The 19102-nt window shown below is 66.5% G+C and carries 18 protein-coding genes, 1 tRNA gene and 1 pseudogene; 16 read left to right on the plus strand and 4 right to left on the minus strand.

The features are described from left to right. From G3N96_RS16720 to G3N96_RS16765, 10 genes and pseudogenes are all read left to right on the plus strand, one after another. Positions 1-286 (plus strand): annotated as a pseudogene (locus tag G3N96_RS16720) (secretin); the annotation flags it as partial. Then, positions 283-771 carry a type II secretion system protein gene (locus G3N96_RS16725; RefSeq protein WP_206137868.1) on the plus strand — a complete coding sequence of 163 codons (489 nt, stop codon included), beginning with the start codon at positions 283-285 and terminating at the stop codon, positions 769-771. The pseudogene G3N96_RS16720 and the gene G3N96_RS16725, both read left to right, overlap by 4 nt. Beyond that, positions 746-1141 carry a prepilin-type N-terminal cleavage/methylation domain-containing protein gene (locus G3N96_RS16730; protein ID WP_089456124.1) on the plus strand — a complete coding sequence of 132 codons (396 nt, stop codon included), beginning with the start codon at positions 746-748 and terminating at the stop codon, positions 1139-1141. The genes G3N96_RS16725 and G3N96_RS16730 overlap by 26 nt, the downstream gene beginning before the upstream one ends. Then, entirely contained in the window at positions 1128-1667 is a 540-nt protein-coding gene (locus G3N96_RS16735) for a type II secretion system GspH family protein (protein ID WP_206137869.1), read from the plus strand. Before G3N96_RS16730 ends, G3N96_RS16735 begins: the two co-directional genes overlap by 14 nt. Before the next feature lie 13 nt (positions 1668-1680). Further along, positions 1681-2364 (plus strand): response regulator transcription factor, encoded by a 684-nt coding sequence (locus tag G3N96_RS16740; RefSeq protein WP_089425257.1) that lies wholly within the window; start codon positions 1681-1683, stop codon positions 2362-2364. Between the two features lie 591 nt (positions 2365-2955). Further along, positions 2956-3477 carry a fimbrial protein gene (locus G3N96_RS16745; RefSeq protein ID WP_206137870.1) on the plus strand — a complete coding sequence of 174 codons (522 nt, stop codon included), beginning with the start codon at positions 2956-2958 and terminating at the stop codon, positions 3475-3477. 17 nt (positions 3478-3494) lie between these two features. Beyond that, entirely contained in the window at positions 3495-4223 is a 729-nt protein-coding gene (locus G3N96_RS16750; RefSeq protein WP_206137871.1) for a molecular chaperone, read from the plus strand. Positions 4224-4337: 114 nt separating this feature from the next. Beyond that, positions 4338-6920 (plus strand): fimbria/pilus outer membrane usher protein, encoded by a 2583-nt coding sequence (locus G3N96_RS16755; RefSeq protein WP_206137872.1) that lies wholly within the window; start codon positions 4338-4340, stop codon positions 6918-6920. Further along, complete coding sequence (locus G3N96_RS16760) at positions 6917-7885, plus strand: fimbrial protein (RefSeq protein ID WP_206137873.1); 969 nt, start codon at positions 6917-6919, stop codon at positions 7883-7885. The genes G3N96_RS16755 and G3N96_RS16760 overlap by 4 nt, the downstream gene beginning before the upstream one ends. A gap of 123 nt (positions 7886-8008) precedes the next feature. After that, positions 8009-8554: a cytochrome b/b6 domain-containing protein gene (locus G3N96_RS16765; RefSeq protein ID WP_346778896.1), complete on the plus strand. Its 546-nt coding sequence runs from the start codon at positions 8009-8011 to the stop codon at positions 8552-8554. Between the two features lie 205 nt (positions 8555-8759). On the opposite strand, the gene G3N96_RS16770 is transcribed toward G3N96_RS16765, so the two are convergent. Continuing rightward, positions 8760-8846: transfer RNA gene (locus tag G3N96_RS16770), tRNA-Leu, on the minus strand. Between the two features lie 249 nt (positions 8847-9095). Here G3N96_RS16770 and rnr point away from each other — a divergent pair. The 6 genes from rnr to G3N96_RS16800 all read left to right on the plus strand — a co-directional run bounded on the left by rnr (position 9096) and on the right by G3N96_RS16800 (position 16296). Further along, the gene (gene rnr, locus G3N96_RS16775; protein ID WP_206137875.1) at positions 9096-11564 is read left to right on the plus strand and encodes a ribonuclease R; all 2469 of its coding nucleotides are present in this window, start codon (positions 9096-9098) and stop codon (positions 11562-11564) included. A gap of 148 nt (positions 11565-11712) precedes the next feature. Beyond that, on the plus strand, positions 11713-12456 hold the full coding sequence (gene rlmB / locus G3N96_RS16780) for a 23S rRNA (guanosine(2251)-2'-O)-methyltransferase RlmB (RefSeq protein ID WP_011351846.1): 744 nt from the start codon (positions 11713-11715) through the stop codon (positions 12454-12456). A 97-nt stretch (positions 12457-12553) separates the two neighbouring features. Next, complete coding sequence (locus G3N96_RS16785; RefSeq protein WP_124584167.1) at positions 12554-13426, plus strand: N-acetylmuramoyl-L-alanine amidase; 873 nt, start codon at positions 12554-12556, stop codon at positions 13424-13426. A 91-nt stretch (positions 13427-13517) separates the two neighbouring features. Continuing rightward, on the plus strand, positions 13518-14213 hold the full coding sequence (gene rpiA, locus G3N96_RS16790; RefSeq protein WP_089494761.1) for a ribose-5-phosphate isomerase RpiA: 696 nt from the start codon (positions 13518-13520) through the stop codon (positions 14211-14213). Between the two features lie 279 nt (positions 14214-14492). Continuing rightward, positions 14493-15209 (plus strand): FCD domain-containing protein, encoded by a 717-nt coding sequence (locus G3N96_RS16795; protein WP_021161556.1) that lies wholly within the window; start codon positions 14493-14495, stop codon positions 15207-15209. Positions 15210-15309: 100 nt separating this feature from the next. Continuing rightward, a complete protein-coding gene (locus tag G3N96_RS16800; protein WP_206137876.1) occupies positions 15310-16296 on the plus strand; it encodes a Gfo/Idh/MocA family oxidoreductase in 987 nt (328 codons plus the stop codon). Between the two features lie 52 nt (positions 16297-16348). Here G3N96_RS16800 and G3N96_RS16805 read toward each other — a convergent pair whose 3' ends face one another. The 3 genes from G3N96_RS16805 to G3N96_RS16815 all read right to left on the minus strand — a co-directional run bounded on the left by G3N96_RS16805 (position 16349) and on the right by G3N96_RS16815 (position 19094). After that, positions 16349-17041: an amino acid ABC transporter permease gene (locus G3N96_RS16805; protein WP_006484207.1), complete on the minus strand. Its 693-nt coding sequence runs from the start codon at positions 17039-17041 to the stop codon at positions 16349-16351. A gap of 122 nt (positions 17042-17163) precedes the next feature. After that, a complete protein-coding gene (locus tag G3N96_RS16810; protein WP_124584171.1) occupies positions 17164-17958 on the minus strand; it encodes a cystine ABC transporter substrate-binding protein in 795 nt (264 codons plus the stop codon). A gap of 98 nt (positions 17959-18056) precedes the next feature. Beyond that, a complete protein-coding gene (locus tag G3N96_RS16815) occupies positions 18057-19094 on the minus strand; it encodes a quinone-dependent dihydroorotate dehydrogenase (RefSeq protein WP_206137877.1) in 1038 nt (345 codons plus the stop codon). Between the last annotated feature and the right edge of the window lie 8 nt (positions 19095-19102).

The raw sequence follows: 19102 nt of genomic DNA on the forward strand, positions 1-19102 counted from the left end.
GATCGGGCAGGCGCGTGCGGGCGACGTCGACGCGGCTCCGCAGGCGGTGCAACCGGCTGCCGTCGTGCGTGCGGTTGCGCCGGTGACGGTGGCCGATGCTGCCGCGCCGCACGCGGCGCTCGCCGAGCCCGAGGCACGTGGCGAGCATCGCATCACCGCCGCGGTACGCTCGCTGATCGGCTCGCTCCAGGCGCTCGTCGCGCGTTTGACGGGCGAGCGCGAACCGGCGCCGGTGCGGTATGCCGACGCGCCGGTACTGCTGTCGCGCGCACGGGGCTTCGCATGAGCATCCGTCGACGTGCGCGCGCGCGCGGTTTCACGCTGATCGAGCTGCTGGTGGCGTTGACGCTGCTCGCGTTGCTCGCGACCGTCTCGCTGCCGCTGACCGATCTGGTCAAGCGCCGCTCGGACGAGGCCGAACTGCGCCGTGCGCTGGTGGTGATCCGCTCGGCGCTCGACGCGTACAAGGCGGCGGCCGATGACGGGCGCATCGAGCGCAGTGTCGACGCGAGCGGCTACCCGCCCGACCTGCACGCGCTCGTCGACGGCGTCGAGGACAAGAAATCGCCGGACGGCGCGAGACTGTACTTCCTGCGCAAGATCCCTGCCGATCCGATGTGCGAATGCGAGGGCAAGGCGCCGGAGGACACCTGGGAAACGCGCAGCTATGCGAGCGACCCCAACGCGTTCTCGTCCGGCGAGGACGTGTTCGACATCCGCTCGACCAACCGCAAGGAGAGCCTCAATGGCGTCCCGTACAACCAGTGGTAAGCGTGCACGTCGCATCGCGGGCTTCACGCTGATCGAACTGCTCGTCGTGATGGCGATCATCGCGTCGCTCACCGCGTTCGTCGCCCCCGGCTACCTGAAGCAGAGCGATCGCGCGAAGGAAACGGTGCTGCGCCACAACCTGAACACGCTGCGCCAGTCGATCGACGACTATCGGGCGGATCACGGCCGCGATCCCGACACGCTCGAGGTGCTGGTCGACAAGCGCTATCTGCGCGAGATCCCGCTCGACCCGGTCACGGGCAAGCGCGGCTCCTGGCAACCGCAGGCCGGCGACCGGGGCGGCGTCGCGGACGTGAAGAGCGGCGCGAAAGGGCGTGCGCTCGACGGGAGCGCATATGGGACGTGGTAACCGGCGGCGTGGCGGCCGATGCCGCGGCCCGCGCGGGCAGCGCGGCATCGCGTATCTCGGCGTGCTGATGCTCGTCGCGGCGCTGGGGCTCGGCATGACGCAGGCCGCGCGCATCTGGCAGACGGTGCAGCAGCGCGATCGCGAGGCGCAGTTGCTGTTTGTCGGCGACCAGTATCGCGCGGCGATCGCAAGCTACTACAATGCGGCGGGAGGCAGCCGCTATCCGGAGTCGCTCGACGTATTGCTCGAGGACCGCCGCGCGCTGCCGACGCAGCGTCACTTGCGGCGCCTGTATGCCGATCCGCTGACCGGGTCGATGCAGTGGGGGCTCGTGAAGGCGCCGGACGGCGGCATCATGGGCGTGTTCAGCGAGGCGCCGGGGCAGCCGCTGAAGCGCCAGGGCTTCCCCGCGCGGTACGATACGTTCGGCGACAGCGATGCCTATGGCGAATGGGCTTTTGTTTACTTGCCGCCCGCTCCGGCCGACGGAGTGGCGAACGGGCCCGAGGACGGGGCGGCATCTTGAGACTGGATCGAACATGATTGTCGCAATACTCGAAGACATGGTGACGCAGGCGGGCGTCGTGGCCGGCTGGCTCAACAAGGCCGGCTACGACACGGAGGTGCGTCACGACGGCGACAGCTTCATCGAGCTGGTGCGCACGCAGCGCGTCGACGTACTGCTGCTCGACTGGGACGTGCCAGGCAAGTCGGGGATCGAGGTGATGCGCTGGGCGCGCGAATCGTTCGCCGATACGCTACCGATCATCATGATGACGCAGCACGACGGCGAGAACGACATCGTGTTCGGTCTGAACACCGGTGCGGACGATTACCTGATCAAGCCGTTGCGGGAGCGCGAACTCGTCGCGCGCGTCAATGCGCAGGCGCGCAAGTACTATCCGGAGACGCAGCGCGCGAAGGTCGTCGAGGTCGGCAAGTTCGTGCTCGACACGAGCTCGCATGCCGCGACCGTCGACGGCGTGCCGGTCGAGCTGTCGCAGCGCGAGTTCGATCTCGCGCTGATGCTGTTCGAGAGCGTCGGGCGCATCGTGTCGAAGGACATGATGATCAAGCGTATCTGGGGCGTGGTGGATCGGAAGTACGACGCGACGCTGGCCACCTATGTCAGCAAGTTGCGTACGAGCCTCGGGCTGCGGCCGAAGAACGGGCTCGCGATCACGACGATCTACAACTACGGGTATCGGCTCGAGTTGACCTGAGCAAGCGGCCGGCCGCGGCGAGGCGCGCCGGCTGACTACAGGATCGATGTTGTCGATCCTTCCTGTTCCCATCCGTATTCCCGTTCCGGCAAGGCTGTCGCGGCACGCCGCTTCAGCCGCCGTTCGGTATTGAATCGACGCGCCTGCGCGAGGCTGTCCTGAGGCGTTCGTGAGGCACGGCAGCCCGTCTCGCCGCGTCCCGATCACATCCCGTTTCCCCCCGTCGTTCGTCACCGCCGCCGCGAGCGGCACGCTTGGCCGTGCCTGCCTCGGGCGCGTTTGCGCGCACCATCCGTGTCGACGGCCATGTCGCCACACGGTGCATCTTTCGCCTGATGATGAGGATTCCTTGCGTATTGCCCGGGTGCTGTTCGCTACGTCGAAAGGCGCGCCCGGGAAGGGTGGAAAGCGTCGCCGCCGGTGTCGCATTGCATCGTGATTCATCCGTCCAGGTGGTATGCGTTGAGAATTTTCTCAAGTTTGTTGGGTGGTGACGGCCGGATCGGAATAATGCCTGCGAACTCGACGGGTTCGTTGTTCCGCTGTCAGGGACCGGCAGCGGAAATCCTCAATTCTCTACCCAGATACTCGATGAAAAAGTACCAGAAATCCCTCCTGTTGGCCGCGCTGCTGGCCGCATTCGGTTCGACGTCCGCACTCGCCGCGGATGGCACGATCAACTTCCACGGCAAGATCGTCGCGACGACCTGCAAGATCGATAACAGCAATATTCAGGTGCCGCTCGGCGCGATCGGTATCGACCAGCTCGCCACCGCCGGCCAGGAAAGTCGCCGCGTGCCGTTCCAGATCGCGCTGAGCGAGTGCAACGACCAGTTGAGCGGCGTGCGCGCGCAGTTCGAGGGCACGTCGAACGGCGACGATCCGACGCTGCTCGCGATCGGCACCGGCGCGCAGGACGACGCGAAAGGCGTCGGCATCCAGTTGATGGACGAAGGGGGCAAGCAGATCGGCATCAACAGCGAGACCGACACGCTCAAGCTGACGCCGGGCAGCAACGTGCTGAATTTCGCCGCGAACTACGTCTCGACGTCGAACCAGACCGAGGCGGGCGAGGCGAACGGCACGGCGTCGTTCACGCTGCACTACCGCTAAGCAGACGGGATCGAGCGATGACGATTCAATTCGGACAACGTACTCTGGCCTGCGTGCTCGGGCTGTGCATGACCCACGGCGCGCTCGCGGGCGTGGTGGTGGGCGCGACGCGCGTGATCCTGCCGGAGGACCGGCGCGAAGCCGTCGTGCCCGTGAAGAACGCGGACAGCCAGCCTTACGTCGTACAGGCCTGGATTGACGGCGGATCGACGAAGGGCGGCGCGAAGGCACCGTTCTTCGTCACGCCGCCGCTGTCGCGGCTCGATCCCGGCAAGGAAAACCTGCTGCGCGTGATGCCCGTCAAGCACGGGCTGCCGTCCGATCGCGAGTCGCTGATGTGGCTGAACGTGAAGGAGATTCCTGCCACGCCGAAGCAGGACAACGTGCTCCAGATCGCGATCCAGACGCGGATCAAGGCGTTCTATCGGCCGCAGGGCCTGACCGGCTCGTCGGCCGATGCGCCGGCGGCGCTGACCTGGCGCATCGCGCCGTCGAGCGACGGTGTGCTGCTGACGGTGAACAATCCGACGCCTTATCACGTCACGTTCTCGAAGATCGGCATCGAAGCCGGCACGACCGAGGACGTCGATCTCGAGATGGTGCCGCCGCTGCAGGCGGCGACCTACAAGCTGCGCTACATCCACGCGGTGCCGACGCAGCCCGTCACGCTGCGGTTCAGCACGATCAACGACTACGGCGCCGTGACGCCATCCGTCACGACGAAGGTGCCGACCGGCGCCGTTTGACGCATCGCGGTCGCGGGGCCGGCAAGCGGCCGCGCCGCAATCCGCTTTTCCGACTTTCCATTTTTTCGACTTATGCGGCGTGCGCCCATCCGGTGCGCGCCGTTCCCCCATTTCATGACACGATGCCTTGACCCGCTGCGCCGATGCGTGCTCGCGCTCGCTTCGACCTTCGCGATCGGATTGCCGACCGCGGGGGCGCACGCGCACGCGCACGCGAACACGGCATTCAATCCCGCGTTCCTCGCGTTCGGCAACCCGCAGGCGGACGTGGATCTCGACGTGTTCGCCGAAGCGAACGTGCTGCTGCCCGGCGTGCACCCGGTCGATGTGTCGGTCAATGGCGAAGCGTCGGGCATGCACGACATCCGCTTCGAGCGCGATCCACGCGACGAGCAAGGCAATGCGGTGCGACCCTGCCTGGGCGCCGCGCAGCTCGACGGGTTCGGCGTGAACCTCGCGGCCTATCCGCGCATTACCGAGGTGGATGCCGCGGATGCGGCCGGCGCTACGCTCGCGTGCGTCGATCCGCGCGATGCGATGCCGGATGCGACGGTTACGGTGGATCCGGATCGCCAGACGCTGGCGCTGACGGTTCCGCAAGCGAAGATGAAGCGCGTGCCGCGCGGCTCGGTCGATCCGTCGCGCTGGGACGAAGGTATCAACGCGCTGCGCTTCGACTATCGCTTCAACGCCGCGCAGCGGCGTTACGACGGGCCGTCGGGGCACGCGACGGAAGCGTACGGCAGCGTGCGCGCGGGCCTGAACCTCGGCGCGTGGCGCCTGCGCAGCAGCGCGATGGTGAACCACAACGCGTCGGGGCTGCAGACGCAATTCATGAACACCTATCTCGAGCGCGACCTTCCCGGCTGGCGCAGCCGCGTCACGTTCGGCGAGAACTTCACGTCCGACAACGTGTTCGACAGCGTGGCGTTCCGCGGCGTGCAGCTCGCGTCCGACGACACGATGCAACCGGACAGCCAGCGCGGCTACGCGCCGGTCGTGCGCGGCATCGCGCAAAGCCACGCGAAGGTCGAGATACGCCAGAACGGCTATCTGATCTACAGCAGCTACGTGCCGCCGGGGCCGTTCGAGATCGACGACCTGTACGCGATCGCGGCGCATGCGGACCTCGAGGTGACGATCGTCGAGGCGGACGGCCAGAAGCGCAGCTTCATCCAGCCGTCGGCGAGCATTCCGACCCTGCTGCGCCAGAATGCGTGGTCGTATCGCGCGGCCGCGGGGCGCTTGCGTACCGATTCCGCGCAATCGCAGTGGTTCACGTCGGCGAGCGCCGCTTATGGCTTGCCCGGTGAGACGACGATCTACGGCGGCGTGACGTTCGCGAACGGGTATGCGGCGCTGGCGGCCGGCGCCGCGCGCAACCTGGCGCGGATCGGTGCACTGTCGGTGGACGTGACGCACGCCCGTTATCGCGACCAGGCGGGGCAAGCGGGCGCGGGCAGCGCCGTGCGCGCGATGTACGCGAAGGCGTTCGCGTCGACAGGCACGGAACTGCGCGCCGCGCATCACCAGTACTCGGGCGGCTATCGCAGCCTGTCCGACGTCGTGGTGCGCTACGCGACGTCGGTCGACACGTGGGCGGGCCGCGCGGGCAAGCGCAACCGCAGTGAGCTGAGCGTGTCGCAGAGCCTGGGGGGCGCGGGTTCGCTGTACGTCAGCGCGAGCCGGCGCGCCTACCGCGACGGTGCGGGCGAGGACCGGCTGCTCCAGCTCGGCTATTCGGGCAGCGTGTCGCGCGTGTCCTACAACGTGAGCCTGAGCGCCGAGCAGCGCGCGCGCGGCGAGCGCAGCCGGCAGGTATCGCTGAACCTGTCGATTCCGTTCGGCGGCGGGCGCACGACGACACCGCATGCGTACGGCAGCGCGACACTGATCGCCGGCACCGCGGGCACCGAGCAGCGCGCGGGCGTGTTCGGCACGTTGTTCGACGACGATCGCCTGAGCTACGGCGTCGACGCTGATCGCACGGCACACGGCCTGGGCGGTGCGGTGAACCTGAACTACCGCGCGACGGCCGGCCAGTTCGGGGCCACCCATAACCAGACGCGCAGCGGCTCGCAGACCTCGGTCAGTGCGGCGGGCGGCATGGTCGTGCACGGCGGCGGCGTCACGCTGTCGCAGCCGCTCGGCGAAACCGTCGCACTGGTGCGCAGCGAGGGTGCGGCCGACGTCGGCGTGATCGCGCATGCCGGTGTGCGTACCGACCGCGCGGGCAATGCGGTCGTGCCGAACGTCACGCCTTACCGGCAGAACCGCATCGCGTTGCGCACGGCGGAACTCGATCGTCAGCTCGAGATCCGCAACGCGATCGTGCACGTCGTGCCGACACGTGGTGCGGTCGTGCTGGCGCCGTTCGAGGTCGAGGCAGGCCGCCTGATGCTCGACATGACCGACGACTCGGGCCAGCCGGTGCCGTTCGGTGCCGCCGTGCTGACGGCGGCCGGCAAGGAGGTCGGCATGGTCGGCCCCGGCGGGCAGGGCTTCGTCACCGGCGTCGGCCGGGCCGGCGACCTGTTCGTGCGATGGGGGCCGCGCCCGGACGAGCGCTGCGCACTGTCGTACAACATGGGCGAGTCGACGCCGCACAGCAATTTCCCCGAACTCGAGGTCGTCTGCTCGCGCACGCATCCGGCGCTGCGGGCCGACGCTGCTTCACCTACTTCACCCCGTTCATGAAACTCACGATATCCCGATTTGCCACATGCCTGCGCCGCTGGGCGGCGTTCGTCACGCTGATGCTCTGCACGGCGCCCGCGTTTGCCGCGTGCCTGAGCCTGCCCGAAGATTTCAATCCGATCGAGTTCGGTTCGATCGCGGCCGACGGCGTCGAGGTCGGCGGCGTCGTCCGGTCGGTCCGGTTCACGCTGACCCTCACCTGTGCGCCGAACGGCCAGGGCGAGCCGCTGGCGCGGACCTTGAACTACTCGAGCGAGTTCGGCCCCGCGCCGGGCATGAACCTGTGGGCAACCAATCTCCCGGGCCTTGCGTTGAGGATGGTGCGCGACGGCGAGGATCTCGGCAGCAAGACGGAAGGCGTGCTCGGGACACATCCGGGGGACGGCTCGGCGCGCACGTTCGTGATCGACATGGAGCTCGTCAAGATCGGGCCGGTGACGCCCGGCTTCCTGCTGGGCCAGGCGTTTGTCGTCGAGGCGTCGCCCGTGAGCGGCGATCCGAGCCATTACGTGGTGCGCAAGCACATTACGAGCAGTTACGTGCGGGGCGTCGCGTGCACCGTCAATACGGCCTCGAAGCATCTCGTCGTGCCGCTCGGCGCCGTGCCCGCGTCGGCCTTCGACGGTCCGGGCTCGACGCAGGCGTCACGCGAATTCGCGATCGACCTGACCTGCAGCCCGTTCGGCGAGGCACGGCCGACACCGCTGTCGATCCGGTTGCTCGGCGAGACGGTGCCGGGCACGACCGACGTGCTGAAGCTGCTCGGCGACGACGCCGCGCAGGGGGTCGGCATTCGCGTGCTGAAGAACGACGCGCCGGTCACGTTGAATACTTGGCACAGCCTCGGTGACGCGACGGTCGGGGCAACCACGTTGCCGTATACCGCGCAGTACTACCAGTACGGCGAGCGCGTGACGGCGGGGTCGGGCGACGGCGTGATGACGTTCCTGATCGAGATGCGCTGACGTCGCGCCGGGTATTTTGAAATCCTTGAGAATGGTTATCACCACGGGTTTCCACCTCGATAATTTCATCCACATATCCATGGCAACCATGTCTTCGCAACCGATAAAGGATGAATCATGCAGGTGGCTTCCCAAACAGATTTGCAGAACGAAACATTATCCAGCGGCCGATACGACCGCTTTTCCCGCGCGCTGCACTGGATTTTCGCGGCCGTGATCCTGTACACGATGGTGGCCGGAATTTCGCTGCACGTCATCACGCAGCCGGATCTCTGGCGTTTCGTGTCGACCCTGAACATGTCGCTCGCGAGCTGTCTGATCGTGCTGTTTCCGCTGCGCTACGTGTGGTCGTTCTTCCGCCGCACGCCGCCTGACGTCGCATCGATTCCGCGTCAGCAGCAATCGATCGCGCATCTGGTGCACTCGCTGATCTACGCGCTGGTCGCCTTCGTGCTGTTCAGCGGGTTCGTGATGGTGCCGGACGGCTACTGGCTGTTTGGCGTGCTTTACGTGAAGACGCCGTATAGCGCGGGGCCGGTGACCGAGCACTGGTTCGACCTTCACAAGTTCGGCTGCTATACGCTGGCATTCGTGGTGGCGGTACACGCGGGGGCGGCACTCAAGCATCACTTCGTGTCGAAGAACGACGTGCTGAAGCGCATGCTCTGATGGTGACGTGGCGCGACGCGGATTTCGATCCGCCACGCGCGCACCACTTTGGTGCTGATTCGCGGCCGGCACGATGCCGGCTTTTTGCTTTTTTGAATACCGAGGCTGCCGAGGAGAGGGTTCTGCAGCACATGCGCGCAGGCGCTTTGCTTTCCGGGCTAGAAATAAAAAAGGCCGGCTAAAAGCCGACCTTTTTAAAAACAGATGGTGCCCAGGAGAGGACTCGAACCTCCACGATGTTGCCACCGCTAGGACCTGAACCTAGTGCGTCTACCAATTCCGCCACCTGGGCACGTTTTGCAGTAGCTGCTTGCTGCAAAGAAGCGAAATTATAGCGCCCCAATTATTCGTGTCAACACTTTTTTGCGATGCATCGCAAACCGGGCGCCGCCATGCCTGCCGGCGGCATTCCGGTCATTTGGTGACACAGCCGGGTGATAGAATGACCCGCCGCCGTCAATATAGAACTGTCTGAAGGACACCTCTATGTTGATGCCGTGCACCATCAATCAACGCAACGAGAACAACCATCGACAAACCCTTGAGCAAATATCCGTACCCCATTCCGAGCCGTGAAGAAATTCTCGGCGTGCTGCGTACGAGCGACGCGCCGCTGGCCGCCAACGACATCGCAGAAGCACTGTCGATCAAGCGTCAGGAGCGCGAGGGGTTCTTCCGGCGTGTCGCCGCGATGGAACGCGACGGCCAGATCCGCCTCGACAAGCGCGGCCACTACCAGTTGACCCATCCGTCGAACTTCGTCGCCGGGCGCGTGCAGGGGCATCGCGACGGCTACGGGTTCGTGATCCGCGACGACGGCCAGGACGACCTGTTTTTGCCGAACGGCGAAATGCAGAAGGTGATGCACAACGATCGCGTGCTCGCGCGGATCGTCGGCTACGATCGCCGCGGCCGCCCGGAAGGGCATGTCGTCGAAGTCACCGAGCGCGCGAACAAGCGCGTGATCGGCCGCCTGCTCAACGAGAACGGCGCGCTGATCGTCGCACCGGAAGACAAGCGTATCGGCCACGACATCCTGATCACGCAGAACGTGAAGAAGGCGAAGGTCGGGCAGGTCGTCGTCGTCGAGCTGACCGATTTCCCGAGCCGCCATTCGCAGCCGCTCGGCCGTGTCGTCGAGGTGCTCGGCGACATCGACGATCCGGGCATGGAAATCGAAATCGCGGTGCGCAAGTACGGCGTGCCGCACGAGTTCAGCCAGCCGGCGCTCGACGAAGCCGCCGCGCTGCCGGACAAGGTGCGGCCGACCGACCTGCGTTTCCGCGTCGACCTGCGCGACGTGCCGCTCGTGACGATCGACGGCGAGGACGCCCGCGACTTCGACGACGCCGTCTACTGCGAGCCGGTCAAGGTCGGCCGCGGCGACGGCTACCGCCTGATCGTCGCGATCGCCGACGTGTCGCACTACGTGCAGCCGGGCAGCGGGCTCGATGCCGACGCGCTCGAGCGCAGCACGTCGGTCTACTTCCCGCGCCGCGTGATTCCGATGCTGCCGGAGAAGCTGTCGAACGGCCTCTGCTCGCTGAATCCGCAGGTCGATCGTTGCGTGCTCGCGTGCGACATGGTGATCACCGCGCGCGGCGAGATCAAGGCGTACCAGTTCTATCCGGCCGTCATCCATTCGGCGGCGCGCCTGACGTACACCGAAGTCGCCGCCGTGCTGTCGAACACGAAGGGGCCGGAGGCTGCGCGCCGCGCGGATCTTCTGCCGCACCTGCAGGATCTGTACGGCGTCTACAAGTCGCTGTTCGCCGCACGGCAGAAGCGTGGCGCGATCGACTTCGACACGACCGAGACCTACATCGTCTGCAACTCGCAGGGCAAGATCGAGCAGATCGTGCCGCGCCAGCGTAACGATGCGCACAAGCTGATCGAGGAATGCATGCTGGCCGCGAACGTCTGCGCGGCCGATTTCCTGAAGCGCAACAAGCATCCGGGCCTGTACCGCGTGCACGCGGGGCCGACGCCGGAGAAGCTCGAGAACCTGCGTGCGTTCCTGCGCGGCATGGGTCTGTCGCTCGGCGGCGGCGACAAGCCGCATGCGAGCGACTACGCGGCGCTGATGGCGCAGATCCGCGACCGGCCCGATGCGCAGATGCTGCAGCCGATGCTGCTGCGCTCGATGCAGCAGGCCGTCTACAGTCCGGACAACATCGGTCACTTCGGCCTGGCCTACGAGGCGTACGCGCACTTCACGAGCCCGATCCGCCGTTATCCGGACTTGCTCACGCACCGCGCGATCTACGCGATCCTGTCGGGCAAGAAGTACGTGCCGAAGGCGCCGGAAGGTTTCGAGTTGAACACCGCGCTGTCGCCGCGCGCTCGCGCGATGCAGCAGGCCGACGACGAATCGCGCGGCCGCTCGCGTTCCAACACGGCGATCTGGGAAGAACTCGGCCTGCACTGCTCGGCGAACGAGCGCCGCGCGGATGAAGCATCGCGCGACGTCGAGGCCTGGCTCAAGTGCTACTTCATGCGCGACAAGCTCGGCGAGGAATACGGCGGGATGGTGAACGGCGTCACGTCGTTCGGCATCTTCGTGCAGCTCGACACGCTGTTCATCGAAGGGCTCGTGCACGTCACGGAACTCGGCTCGGACTACTTCCAGTACGACGAGATCAAGAACGAGCTGCGCGGTGAGCGTACGGGCATCCGCTATCGCCTGTCGGATCGCGTGCGCGTGCAGGTGAGCCGCGTCGATCTCGATGCACGCAAGATCGACTTCCGCCTCGTGCGCGATACGCCGGTGAAGGCGCCGCGTCCGTCGCCCGCGCCGGCTTCCGTTGGCGGGGGTGTCGACCGCGGCAATGGCCCGCGCGTACGCACGCTGCCGCAGGTGGAGGATTCCGTGCCGCGCCGCAAGAAGGCCGCGAGTGCGCCGAGCGTCGCGGTGAAGGAAGTGCGCGCCGCGCGCAAGAAGGGCGGCAGCGGTGGCGGTGCGGCGGCGAAGCCGACTGCGAAGAAGGCACGCGCCCGCAAGAAGTATTGAGCGTTCGGGGCGGCGCCAGCGCCCGCCCTGCAGTATCGAGAGACGCCGCGTGACCGGTCATCAGCCGGCAACGCGGCGCTTTCCTTTTCCATGGATCGCGGCTGCGCGCGTCGCGCGGCCGCACGTTTGATCGAAGGTTGTTCCAGTCATGTCACGTCTGAAGGTTCTTTACGGTTTTCATGCGGTGACCGCACGTTTGCGGCACGATGCATCGACGGTTGCGGAGGTGCTGTACGACCAGACGCGCCGCGACCGCCGCATGCAGGACTTCCTGCACACCGCGAAGGAAGCGGGCGTGCGGCTGATCGCGGCCGACGAAACGCGCCTGTGGGGCCTCGCGCATACCGAGCGCCACCAGGGCGTCGTCGCGCGTGTCGAGGACATCCCGCTCGCGCAGAACCTGTCCGAGCTGCTCGACGGCATCCAGGGCCCCGCGCTGCTGCTGGTGCTCGACGGTGTCACCGATCCGCACAACCTCGGCGCGTGCCTGCGTGTCGCCGATTCGGCCGGCGCGCACGCGGTGATCGCACCGCGCGACCGCGCGGTCGGCCTGAACGCCACCGCGGCCAAGGTGGCGAGCGGTGCGGCGGATACGGTGCCGTACATCACGGTGACGAACCTCGCCCGTGCGCTGCGCGAGCTGAAGGAGGCCGGCGTGTGGATCATCGGCACGTCGGACGAGGCATCGGCGACGCTCTACGAAACCAAGCTCGACGGCCCCGTCGCGCTCGTGATGGGCGCGGAAGGCGAAGGCATGCGCCGGCTGACGCGCGACACCTGCGACGAGGTGATGAGCATTCCGATGGCCGGCAGCGTGGAAAGCCTGAACGTGTCGGTCGCCAGCGGCGTGTGCCTGTACGAAGCCGTGCGCCAGCGCCGCGTGAAGGGTTGACGCAGCCCGTCCCGCGCGCCCTGCGCGGGCCTCGAATGACCCGAACGACGCGTGCCGCGATCCGCTGCGGCACGCGGCTCTCCGGAGCTCGCGACCGATGACCCTGTTTCGCGCTGGCGCATCCTGCGCCGTGCTGTGCCTGCTGGCTGCCTGCACGTCACCGTCGCTCGTCGAACGCGGCACCTACTACGCCGACACGAGCCTGCACGCGCGCGGCGCCGATGCGCGGATCCGCTTTCTCGTGATGCATTACACCGAAAGCGACGAGGCGAAATCGCTGCGTACGCTGACGGGCGATTCGGTCAGCGTGCATTACGTCATCCCGCCGCAGCCGCGCCTCGAGCGCGGGAGGCCGGTCGTCTACCAGCTCGTTCCGGAATCCGAGCGCGCATGGCACGCGGGCGTCAGCGAGTGGCAGGGCACGACGGAGCTGAACGCGGTGTCGATCGGCATCGAGAACGTGAACCGCGGGCCGCTCGATCCGCAAAACCGCACCTGGCAGCCTTATCCGCCCGAACAGGTCGCGGCGCTGACCCGGCTGTCGAAGGACATCGTCGCACGCTACGGGATTCCGCCGACGCGCGTGGTCGGGCACAGCGACATCGCGCCGCAACGCAAGATCGATCCGGGGCCGCTGTTTCCGTGGCATGCGCTGGCCCGAGCCGGCGTCGGCGCGTGGCCGGACGATGCGGCCGTGGCCGCGCGGCTCGGCGGTCGCGATCCGCATGCGCCGGTCGACGTGCGCGAACTGCAGCTCAAGCTTGCGCGCTACGGCTACGACGTGGCCACCGATGGCGTGCTCGACGCACGCACGCGCCGCGTGTTCGCGGCGTTCCAGATGCATTTCAGGCCGTCCGACTATGCAGGCAACCCGGACGCCGAAACCGACGCGATCGCGCAGGCGTTGCTCGACAAGTACTTTCCCGGCATGCAACCGGCGGACAACGCGCCCGAGGCGGGCGCCCCCTGAATCCGTCGCGCCCGGCACGCCGAAAAACCCGGGCCGTCATCCGAGTCCGGTAAACTGGCGGTTTTCCGCAATCCCGCAGCATTACCACTCCATGACTCAAGACGAACTCAAACGCCTCGTCGGCCAGGCCGCCGCTGATTACGTGATCCAGAACGTGCCGGAAGGCGCCGTGATCGGCGTCGGCACCGGCTCGACCGCCAACTGCTTCATCGACGCGCTCGCCGTCGTCAAGGCGCGCTATCGCGGCGCCGTGTCGAGCTCCGTCGCCACGACCGAACGCCTGAAGTCGCACGGCATCAAGGTGTTCGACCTGAACGAGGTCGACTCGCTGCAGGTGTACGTCGACGGCGCCGACGAGATCGACGCGAGCGGCGCGATGATCAAGGGCGGCGGCGGCGCGCTGACACGCGAGAAGATCGTCGCATCGGTGGCCGATACGTTCGTCTGCATCGCGGACGCCAGCAAGCGCGTGCCGGTGCTCGGCGGGTTCCCGCTGCCGATCGAAGTCGTGCCGATGGCGCGCACGGCGATCGGCCGGCGCGTGACCGCGCTCGGCGGCGTGCCGGTGCTGCGCGTGACGAAGGACGGCGCGCCGTACATCACCGACAACGGCAACGAGATCATCGACGTGAAGGGGCTGCAGATCGCCGATCCGCGCGGTTTCGAAGCCCAGGTGAACGCGTGGCCGGGCGTCGTGACGGTCGGCCTGTTCGCCGAGCGCGGTGCGAATCTGTGCTTGCTCGGCACGGAAAACGGCGTTGAAACGATCGTTTATTCGGCTAATTGAAAGATGTGACAAGCAGTCCGTAATGATGTGTCGCACGTCGTAATGGACTGAATGTTTAAATCTTGTGGAAATCGGGGCCCGGTAGGCGCAATGCGCTTCCCGGGCCTTATTTTTAGCCGTATAAATCACCCGGTCAAAAAGAGGGATAACCCTGTCAGGTGTTTACCAGATAGCGAAATATCCTCGAACTCATCAACTTATAGATCATAAGAACAGTCGTAACCAGGGCCGGCGGAACTGCGGAGCAGGTGTTCGCAAATCGACGCACGGGGAGGTGTCATGGAGCAGGGCAAAGACCGGTCACTGGTCGCGAAAGTGATGGATGGGCTTGTCTCGGGTATCGTCGAGGACAAGTACGGCGGCATCTTGCCGCCGCAGGACGTGCTGTCGAAAGAGTTCGATGTGAGTCGCACCGTGATGCGGGAAGCGCTATCGATGTTGCTTGCGCGCGACATGCTGGACGTGCGCCCGAAAGTCGGTACGCGCGTGCGGCCGATGCGCGACTGGCGGATGATCGACGAAGACGTCGTGAGCTGGCGATTCCGGGCGAAACCCGATCCGCAGTTCATGCGCGACGTCATCGAATTCCGGATGCTGATCGAACCGCGCGCGACCGCGCAGGCGGCGGTGCGCGCGACGGCTGCCGACATCGCGGGCATCCGCGAAGCGTTCGATGCATTCAAGGTGCTGCAGCCGGGCGACCCCGGCTACGACACGGCGGACGAGTTGCTGCACACGCGCATCGTGCAGGCGAGCGGCAACCAGTTCTTCCAGCAGATGGCGGCGATCGTGCGCGGTGCGGTGCGTCTCGTGAATCCACGTGTCGTGCAGAAGGAAGGTGCGCACGACGTCGTCGTAAAGGCGCATGCACGGGTGGTCGACGCGATCGAGCGGCGCGACCCGCGCGAAGCCGAAGCCGCTTCGCTTGCGCTGATCGATTTCAGCGCCGACGAGATCTCGCGCGATTTCTCCGTCGACGTGCCCATGCGCGCCTGACGCTGCGCGAGTCGCTCATCCGTGTGCCGCGGGCCGTTTATCATGACGGCCGGCCGGCAGCGTGCCGGCCATCGTCATACGACCGACACGGAAGATCAGGATGAACGACAACGACCATCGCACGGTGCGCTTCGGCATCGTTGGCGCCGGCAGCATCGCGCGCCGTTTCGCGCAAAGCCTCGCGCACGTGCCGGGCGCCACGCTCGCCGGTGCCTGGGCCCGCCGCGCCGGTGCCGCGGCAGACTTTTGCGAAGCGTACGGCGGTACGCCTGCCGCAAGCCTCGAAGCACTCCTCGCGAGCGATATCGACGCGGTCTACATCGCGACGCTCCATGACAGTCACGCGCAGTACACGCTGGCCGCGCTGGCTGCCGGCAAGGCCGTGCTGTGCGAAAAGCCCGCGACGCTGAACGCGGCGCAGCTCGACACCGTGCTGCGTGCGGCACGCGACGCCGAGCGGCTTTTCATGGAGGCGATGAAGCCGCCGTTCTTCCCGCTGTACCGTCAGTTACGTGCGCATCTGCATGACGATCCGATCGGCGAGATCCGGCTCGTGCGGGCAGGGTGCGCATCGTCATCGGTGCCGGGCGACCATGCCGTCTATCGTCTCGATCGCGCGGGCGGCGCACTGCTCGATATCGGGATCTACGAGGCGTTTCTCGCGGTCGACTGGCTCGGCGCCGCGTGCGACGTGCAGACGCTCGGCCGCGTCGGCGAGACGGGTGTCGATCTGTTCGCAAGCCTGAACAGCGTGCATGCGAACGGCGGGATCGCGCAGCTCTTTTGCGGGCTCGACGTGATGGGGCGCGGCGACGCGCTGATCGCCGCGGCCGGCGGCCACGTGACGATTCACGAGAAATGGTGGAACCCCGCGCGTGCGACGATTCGTTATGCGGACGGGCGCACCGTCGAACTCGACGCACCGGTCGACGGCGGCGGGCTGAACTACGAGACCGCGCATTTCTGCGACCTGCTGCGCGCGGGCAAGACCGAAAGCCCGATCATGACGCACGACCATTCGCGGCAGATGATCGCGATGACCGATGCCGCGCGAGCGGCGCTCGGCGTGCGTTATTCGGGCGAGTAAGCGGGAAGGCGGGAGCCGGGCACGCGCGAGCGGCCCGGCGCGCGGCGTGCGCTCAGTGCCGCGACGGCAGCGACAGGCGCTTTTCGTACCAGCGCTGCACCCATTCGAGGATCTGGCACAGGATCCAGTACACGGCCGCGGCGGCGAGATAGAGCGGCAGCGGCTGATAGGTTGCCGCGATCACTTCCTGCGCGCTGCGCAGCAGTTCGGTCACGGTAATCACGGACACGAGCGACGTGTCCTTGATCAGGCTGATCAGGCTGTTCGACAGGCTCGGCACCGCGATGCGCAGCGCCTGCGGGCCGATCACGTAGCGCAGCGTCTGCCCCCACGACAACCCGAGGCTGTACGCGGCGAGCCATTGGCCGCGCGCGATCCCGTTGATCGCGCCGCGCATGCTTTCCGACATGTAGGCGGCGACGTTCGCGGACAGCGCGATGACGCCGGCGGGCGTCGGGTCGAGCGAGATGCCGAGGCTCGGCAGCCCGTAGTAGATGACGAAGATCTGCACGAGCAGCGGCGTGCCGCGCATCAGGCTCACGTATGCGCGTGCCAGCCACGCGAGCGCGTTGACCCAGATGCGTTCGAAGCCGTCGAGCGCTTCGCTTTGCCGGATGCCCATCATCGCGAGCACGACGGCGCCAAGCAGGCCGAACACCATCGACAGGACGGCGAACTTGACGGTCAGGACGGCGCCCTGGGCGAGCACCGGCAGCGATTGGACGAGCAGGGACGTTGTCGACATGGAATACGAATCGAATGCGTGCGCGAAAGCGCAATCATAAACCGGACGCATAAAACAAAGGGCGGCATCGTGACGGATGCCGCCCTTTCCGGCCCGCCGTCAGGCGGGAAATGCAGGCGCGCTTACTTGATCGGCTTCGTCACGTCGATGCCGAACCACTTGTCCGAGATCTTCGTGAAGGTGCCGTCGGCCTCGAGTTGCACCATCGCGTCGTCGATCGCCTTCTGGAACTTCGGGTTGCCCTTCTTGAACGGGATGCCCGACGGGTTCGCCGAACCGACGTTCGCGCCCGGGCGCAGCGGCAGTTGCGAGTTCTTCGTCAGGTACGCGAGCATCAGGCGGTCGTTGAGCGCCGCGTCGAGACGGCCGGCCGCGAGATCGCGCAGGTACTCGGGCGCGCCCGGGTACGTCTTCACGTCGATGCCGGGCACCGACTTCGCCATGTCCATGTAGTTCGTGCCGAGCGCGACGCCGAGCTTCTTGCCCTTCAGGTCTTCAAGCGACTTGAAGTCACGCGTGTCGTCCTTGCGCTGGATCAGCTGCGCGGACGAGTACGTGTACGCCGGCGAGAAGTCGAGCGTTTCCTTGCGCTTGTCGGTGATACCGACCTGGTTGGCGATCACGTCGAACTTGCCGGCCTGCAGGCCGGCGATGATGCCGCTCCATTCGGTCGTCACGAATTCGGCCTTCACGCCGAGCTTCGCGGCCACGGCCTTCGCGATGTCGACGTCGAAGCCGACGAGTTCGCCTTGCGGGTTCTTCGAGTTGAACGGCGGGAACGTGCCTTCGAGGCCGACCCGCAGCGTGCCGCGTTGTTTCACCTGGTCGAGGAGGTCGGCCGCATGCGCGGTGGCAGCGGCGAACGACGTGCCGATCAGGCCGGCAACCAGCAGCTTCTTCAGCAGCGCAATCTTCATCGTGTGTTTCCTTGCCCTGTCCGGGTCATTGATTCTGATAAGGGTCGACGATAGCAAAAATGCAATCGATTTTTAAATATCGTTTGTTTATGCCTATATTACGCGGTGCGTTCGCGGGCGACGGCCTTCACGCATTCCGCGACGAGCGCGGGACCGCGGTAGATGAACCCCGTATAGAGCTGCACCAGCGCCGCGCCGGCCGCGAGCTTCGCGCGGGCATCCTCGCCCGAGAAAATGCCGCCGACACCGATGATCGGCACTTCGCTGCCGACTTCGGCGTGCAGCTTGCGGATCACTTCGTTCGACGCGTCGAACACGGGGCGGCCGGACAGGCCGCCGGCTTCGTCCGCATGCGGCAGGCCCTGGACGGCCGCGCGCGACAGCGTCGTGTTGGTGGCGATGACCGCCTCGATCTTGTGGCGCAGCAGGGTGTCGCCGATTTCCTTGACCTGTTCGTCGTCGAGATCGGGTGCGATCTTCAGCGCGAGCGGCACGAGCTTGCCGTGCAGGTCGGCGAGGCGCTGCTGCTTGTCCTTCAGCGCCGCGAGCAGTGCGTAGAGCTCGCCCGCGCCCTGCAGCTGGCGCAGGTTCTTCGTGTTCGGCGACGAGATGTTGATCGTCACGTAGCTCGCGAACGGGTACACGCGTTCGAGGCAGTACAGGTAGTCCTCGGCGGCGCGCTCGATCGGCGTATCGGCGTTCTTGCCGATGTTCAGGCCGAGGATGCCGCGATAGCGGGCAGCCTGGACGTTCTTCACGAACTGGTCGACGCCGTGGTTGTTGAAGCCCATCCGGTTGATCAGTGCTTCGGCCTGCGGCAGGCGGAACATCCGCGGGCGCGGATTGCCGGGCTGCGGGCGCGGCGTGACCGTCCCGACTTCGATGAAGCCGAAGCCGAGGGCCGCGAGGCCGTCGATGGCCGCGCCATCCTTGTCGAGGCCGGCCGCGAGGCCGACCGGGTTGCGGAACGTGAGCCCCATCACGGTGCGCGGCGCGTCGGGCACGCGGGCCGACAGCGCGCAGGCAAGGCCCGTGCGGCCGGCCGCGCCGAGCGCGCGCAGCGTGAGGTGGTGAGCGTCTTCCGCATCCATCTTGAACAGGGATGCGCGGGCCAGCGGATAAAGGGAACTGAACACGGGAATAG

Source organism: Burkholderia sp. Se-20373 (assembly GCF_017104705.1).
In the GTDB taxonomy this organism is placed as follows: domain Bacteria; phylum Pseudomonadota; class Gammaproteobacteria; order Burkholderiales; family Burkholderiaceae; genus Burkholderia.

Excerpts from the sequence above, each read along its gene's own strand:
- G3N96_RS16725 (WP_206137868.1), top strand. The coding sequence starts at position 283 with ATGAGCATCCGTCGACGTGCGCGCGCGCGCGGTTTCACGCTGATCGAG.
- G3N96_RS16730 (WP_089456124.1), top strand. The coding sequence starts at position 746 with ATGGCGTCCCGTACAACCAGTGGTAAGCGTGCACGTCGCATCGCGGGC.
- G3N96_RS16735 (WP_206137869.1), top strand. The coding sequence starts at position 1,128 with ATGGGACGTGGTAACCGGCGGCGTGGCGGCCGATGCCGCGGCCCGCGC.
- G3N96_RS16740 (WP_089425257.1), top strand. The coding sequence starts at position 1,681 with ATGATTGTCGCAATACTCGAAGACATGGTGACGCAGGCGGGCGTCGTG.
- G3N96_RS16745 (WP_206137870.1), top strand. The coding sequence starts at position 2,956 with ATGAAAAAGTACCAGAAATCCCTCCTGTTGGCCGCGCTGCTGGCCGCA.
- G3N96_RS16750 (WP_206137871.1), top strand. The coding sequence starts at position 3,495 with ATGACGATTCAATTCGGACAACGTACTCTGGCCTGCGTGCTCGGGCTG.
- G3N96_RS16755 (WP_206137872.1), top strand. The coding sequence starts at position 4,338 with ATGACACGATGCCTTGACCCGCTGCGCCGATGCGTGCTCGCGCTCGCT.
- G3N96_RS16760 (WP_206137873.1), top strand. The coding sequence starts at position 6,917 with ATGAAACTCACGATATCCCGATTTGCCACATGCCTGCGCCGCTGGGCG.
- rlmB (WP_011351846.1), top strand. The coding sequence starts at position 11,713 with ATGTCACGTCTGAAGGTTCTTTACGGTTTTCATGCGGTGACCGCACGT.
- G3N96_RS16785 (WP_124584167.1), top strand. The coding sequence starts at position 12,554 with ATGACCCTGTTTCGCGCTGGCGCATCCTGCGCCGTGCTGTGCCTGCTG.
- rpiA (WP_089494761.1), top strand. The coding sequence starts at position 13,518 with ATGACTCAAGACGAACTCAAACGCCTCGTCGGCCAGGCCGCCGCTGAT.
- G3N96_RS16795 (WP_021161556.1), top strand. The coding sequence starts at position 14,493 with ATGGAGCAGGGCAAAGACCGGTCACTGGTCGCGAAAGTGATGGATGGG.
- G3N96_RS16800 (WP_206137876.1), top strand. The coding sequence starts at position 15,310 with ATGAACGACAACGACCATCGCACGGTGCGCTTCGGCATCGTTGGCGCC.
- G3N96_RS16805 (WP_006484207.1), bottom strand. The coding sequence starts at position 17,041 with ATGTCGACAACGTCCCTGCTCGTCCAATCGCTGCCGGTGCTCGCCCAG.
- G3N96_RS16810 (WP_124584171.1), bottom strand. The coding sequence starts at position 17,958 with ATGAAGATTGCGCTGCTGAAGAAGCTGCTGGTTGCCGGCCTGATCGGC.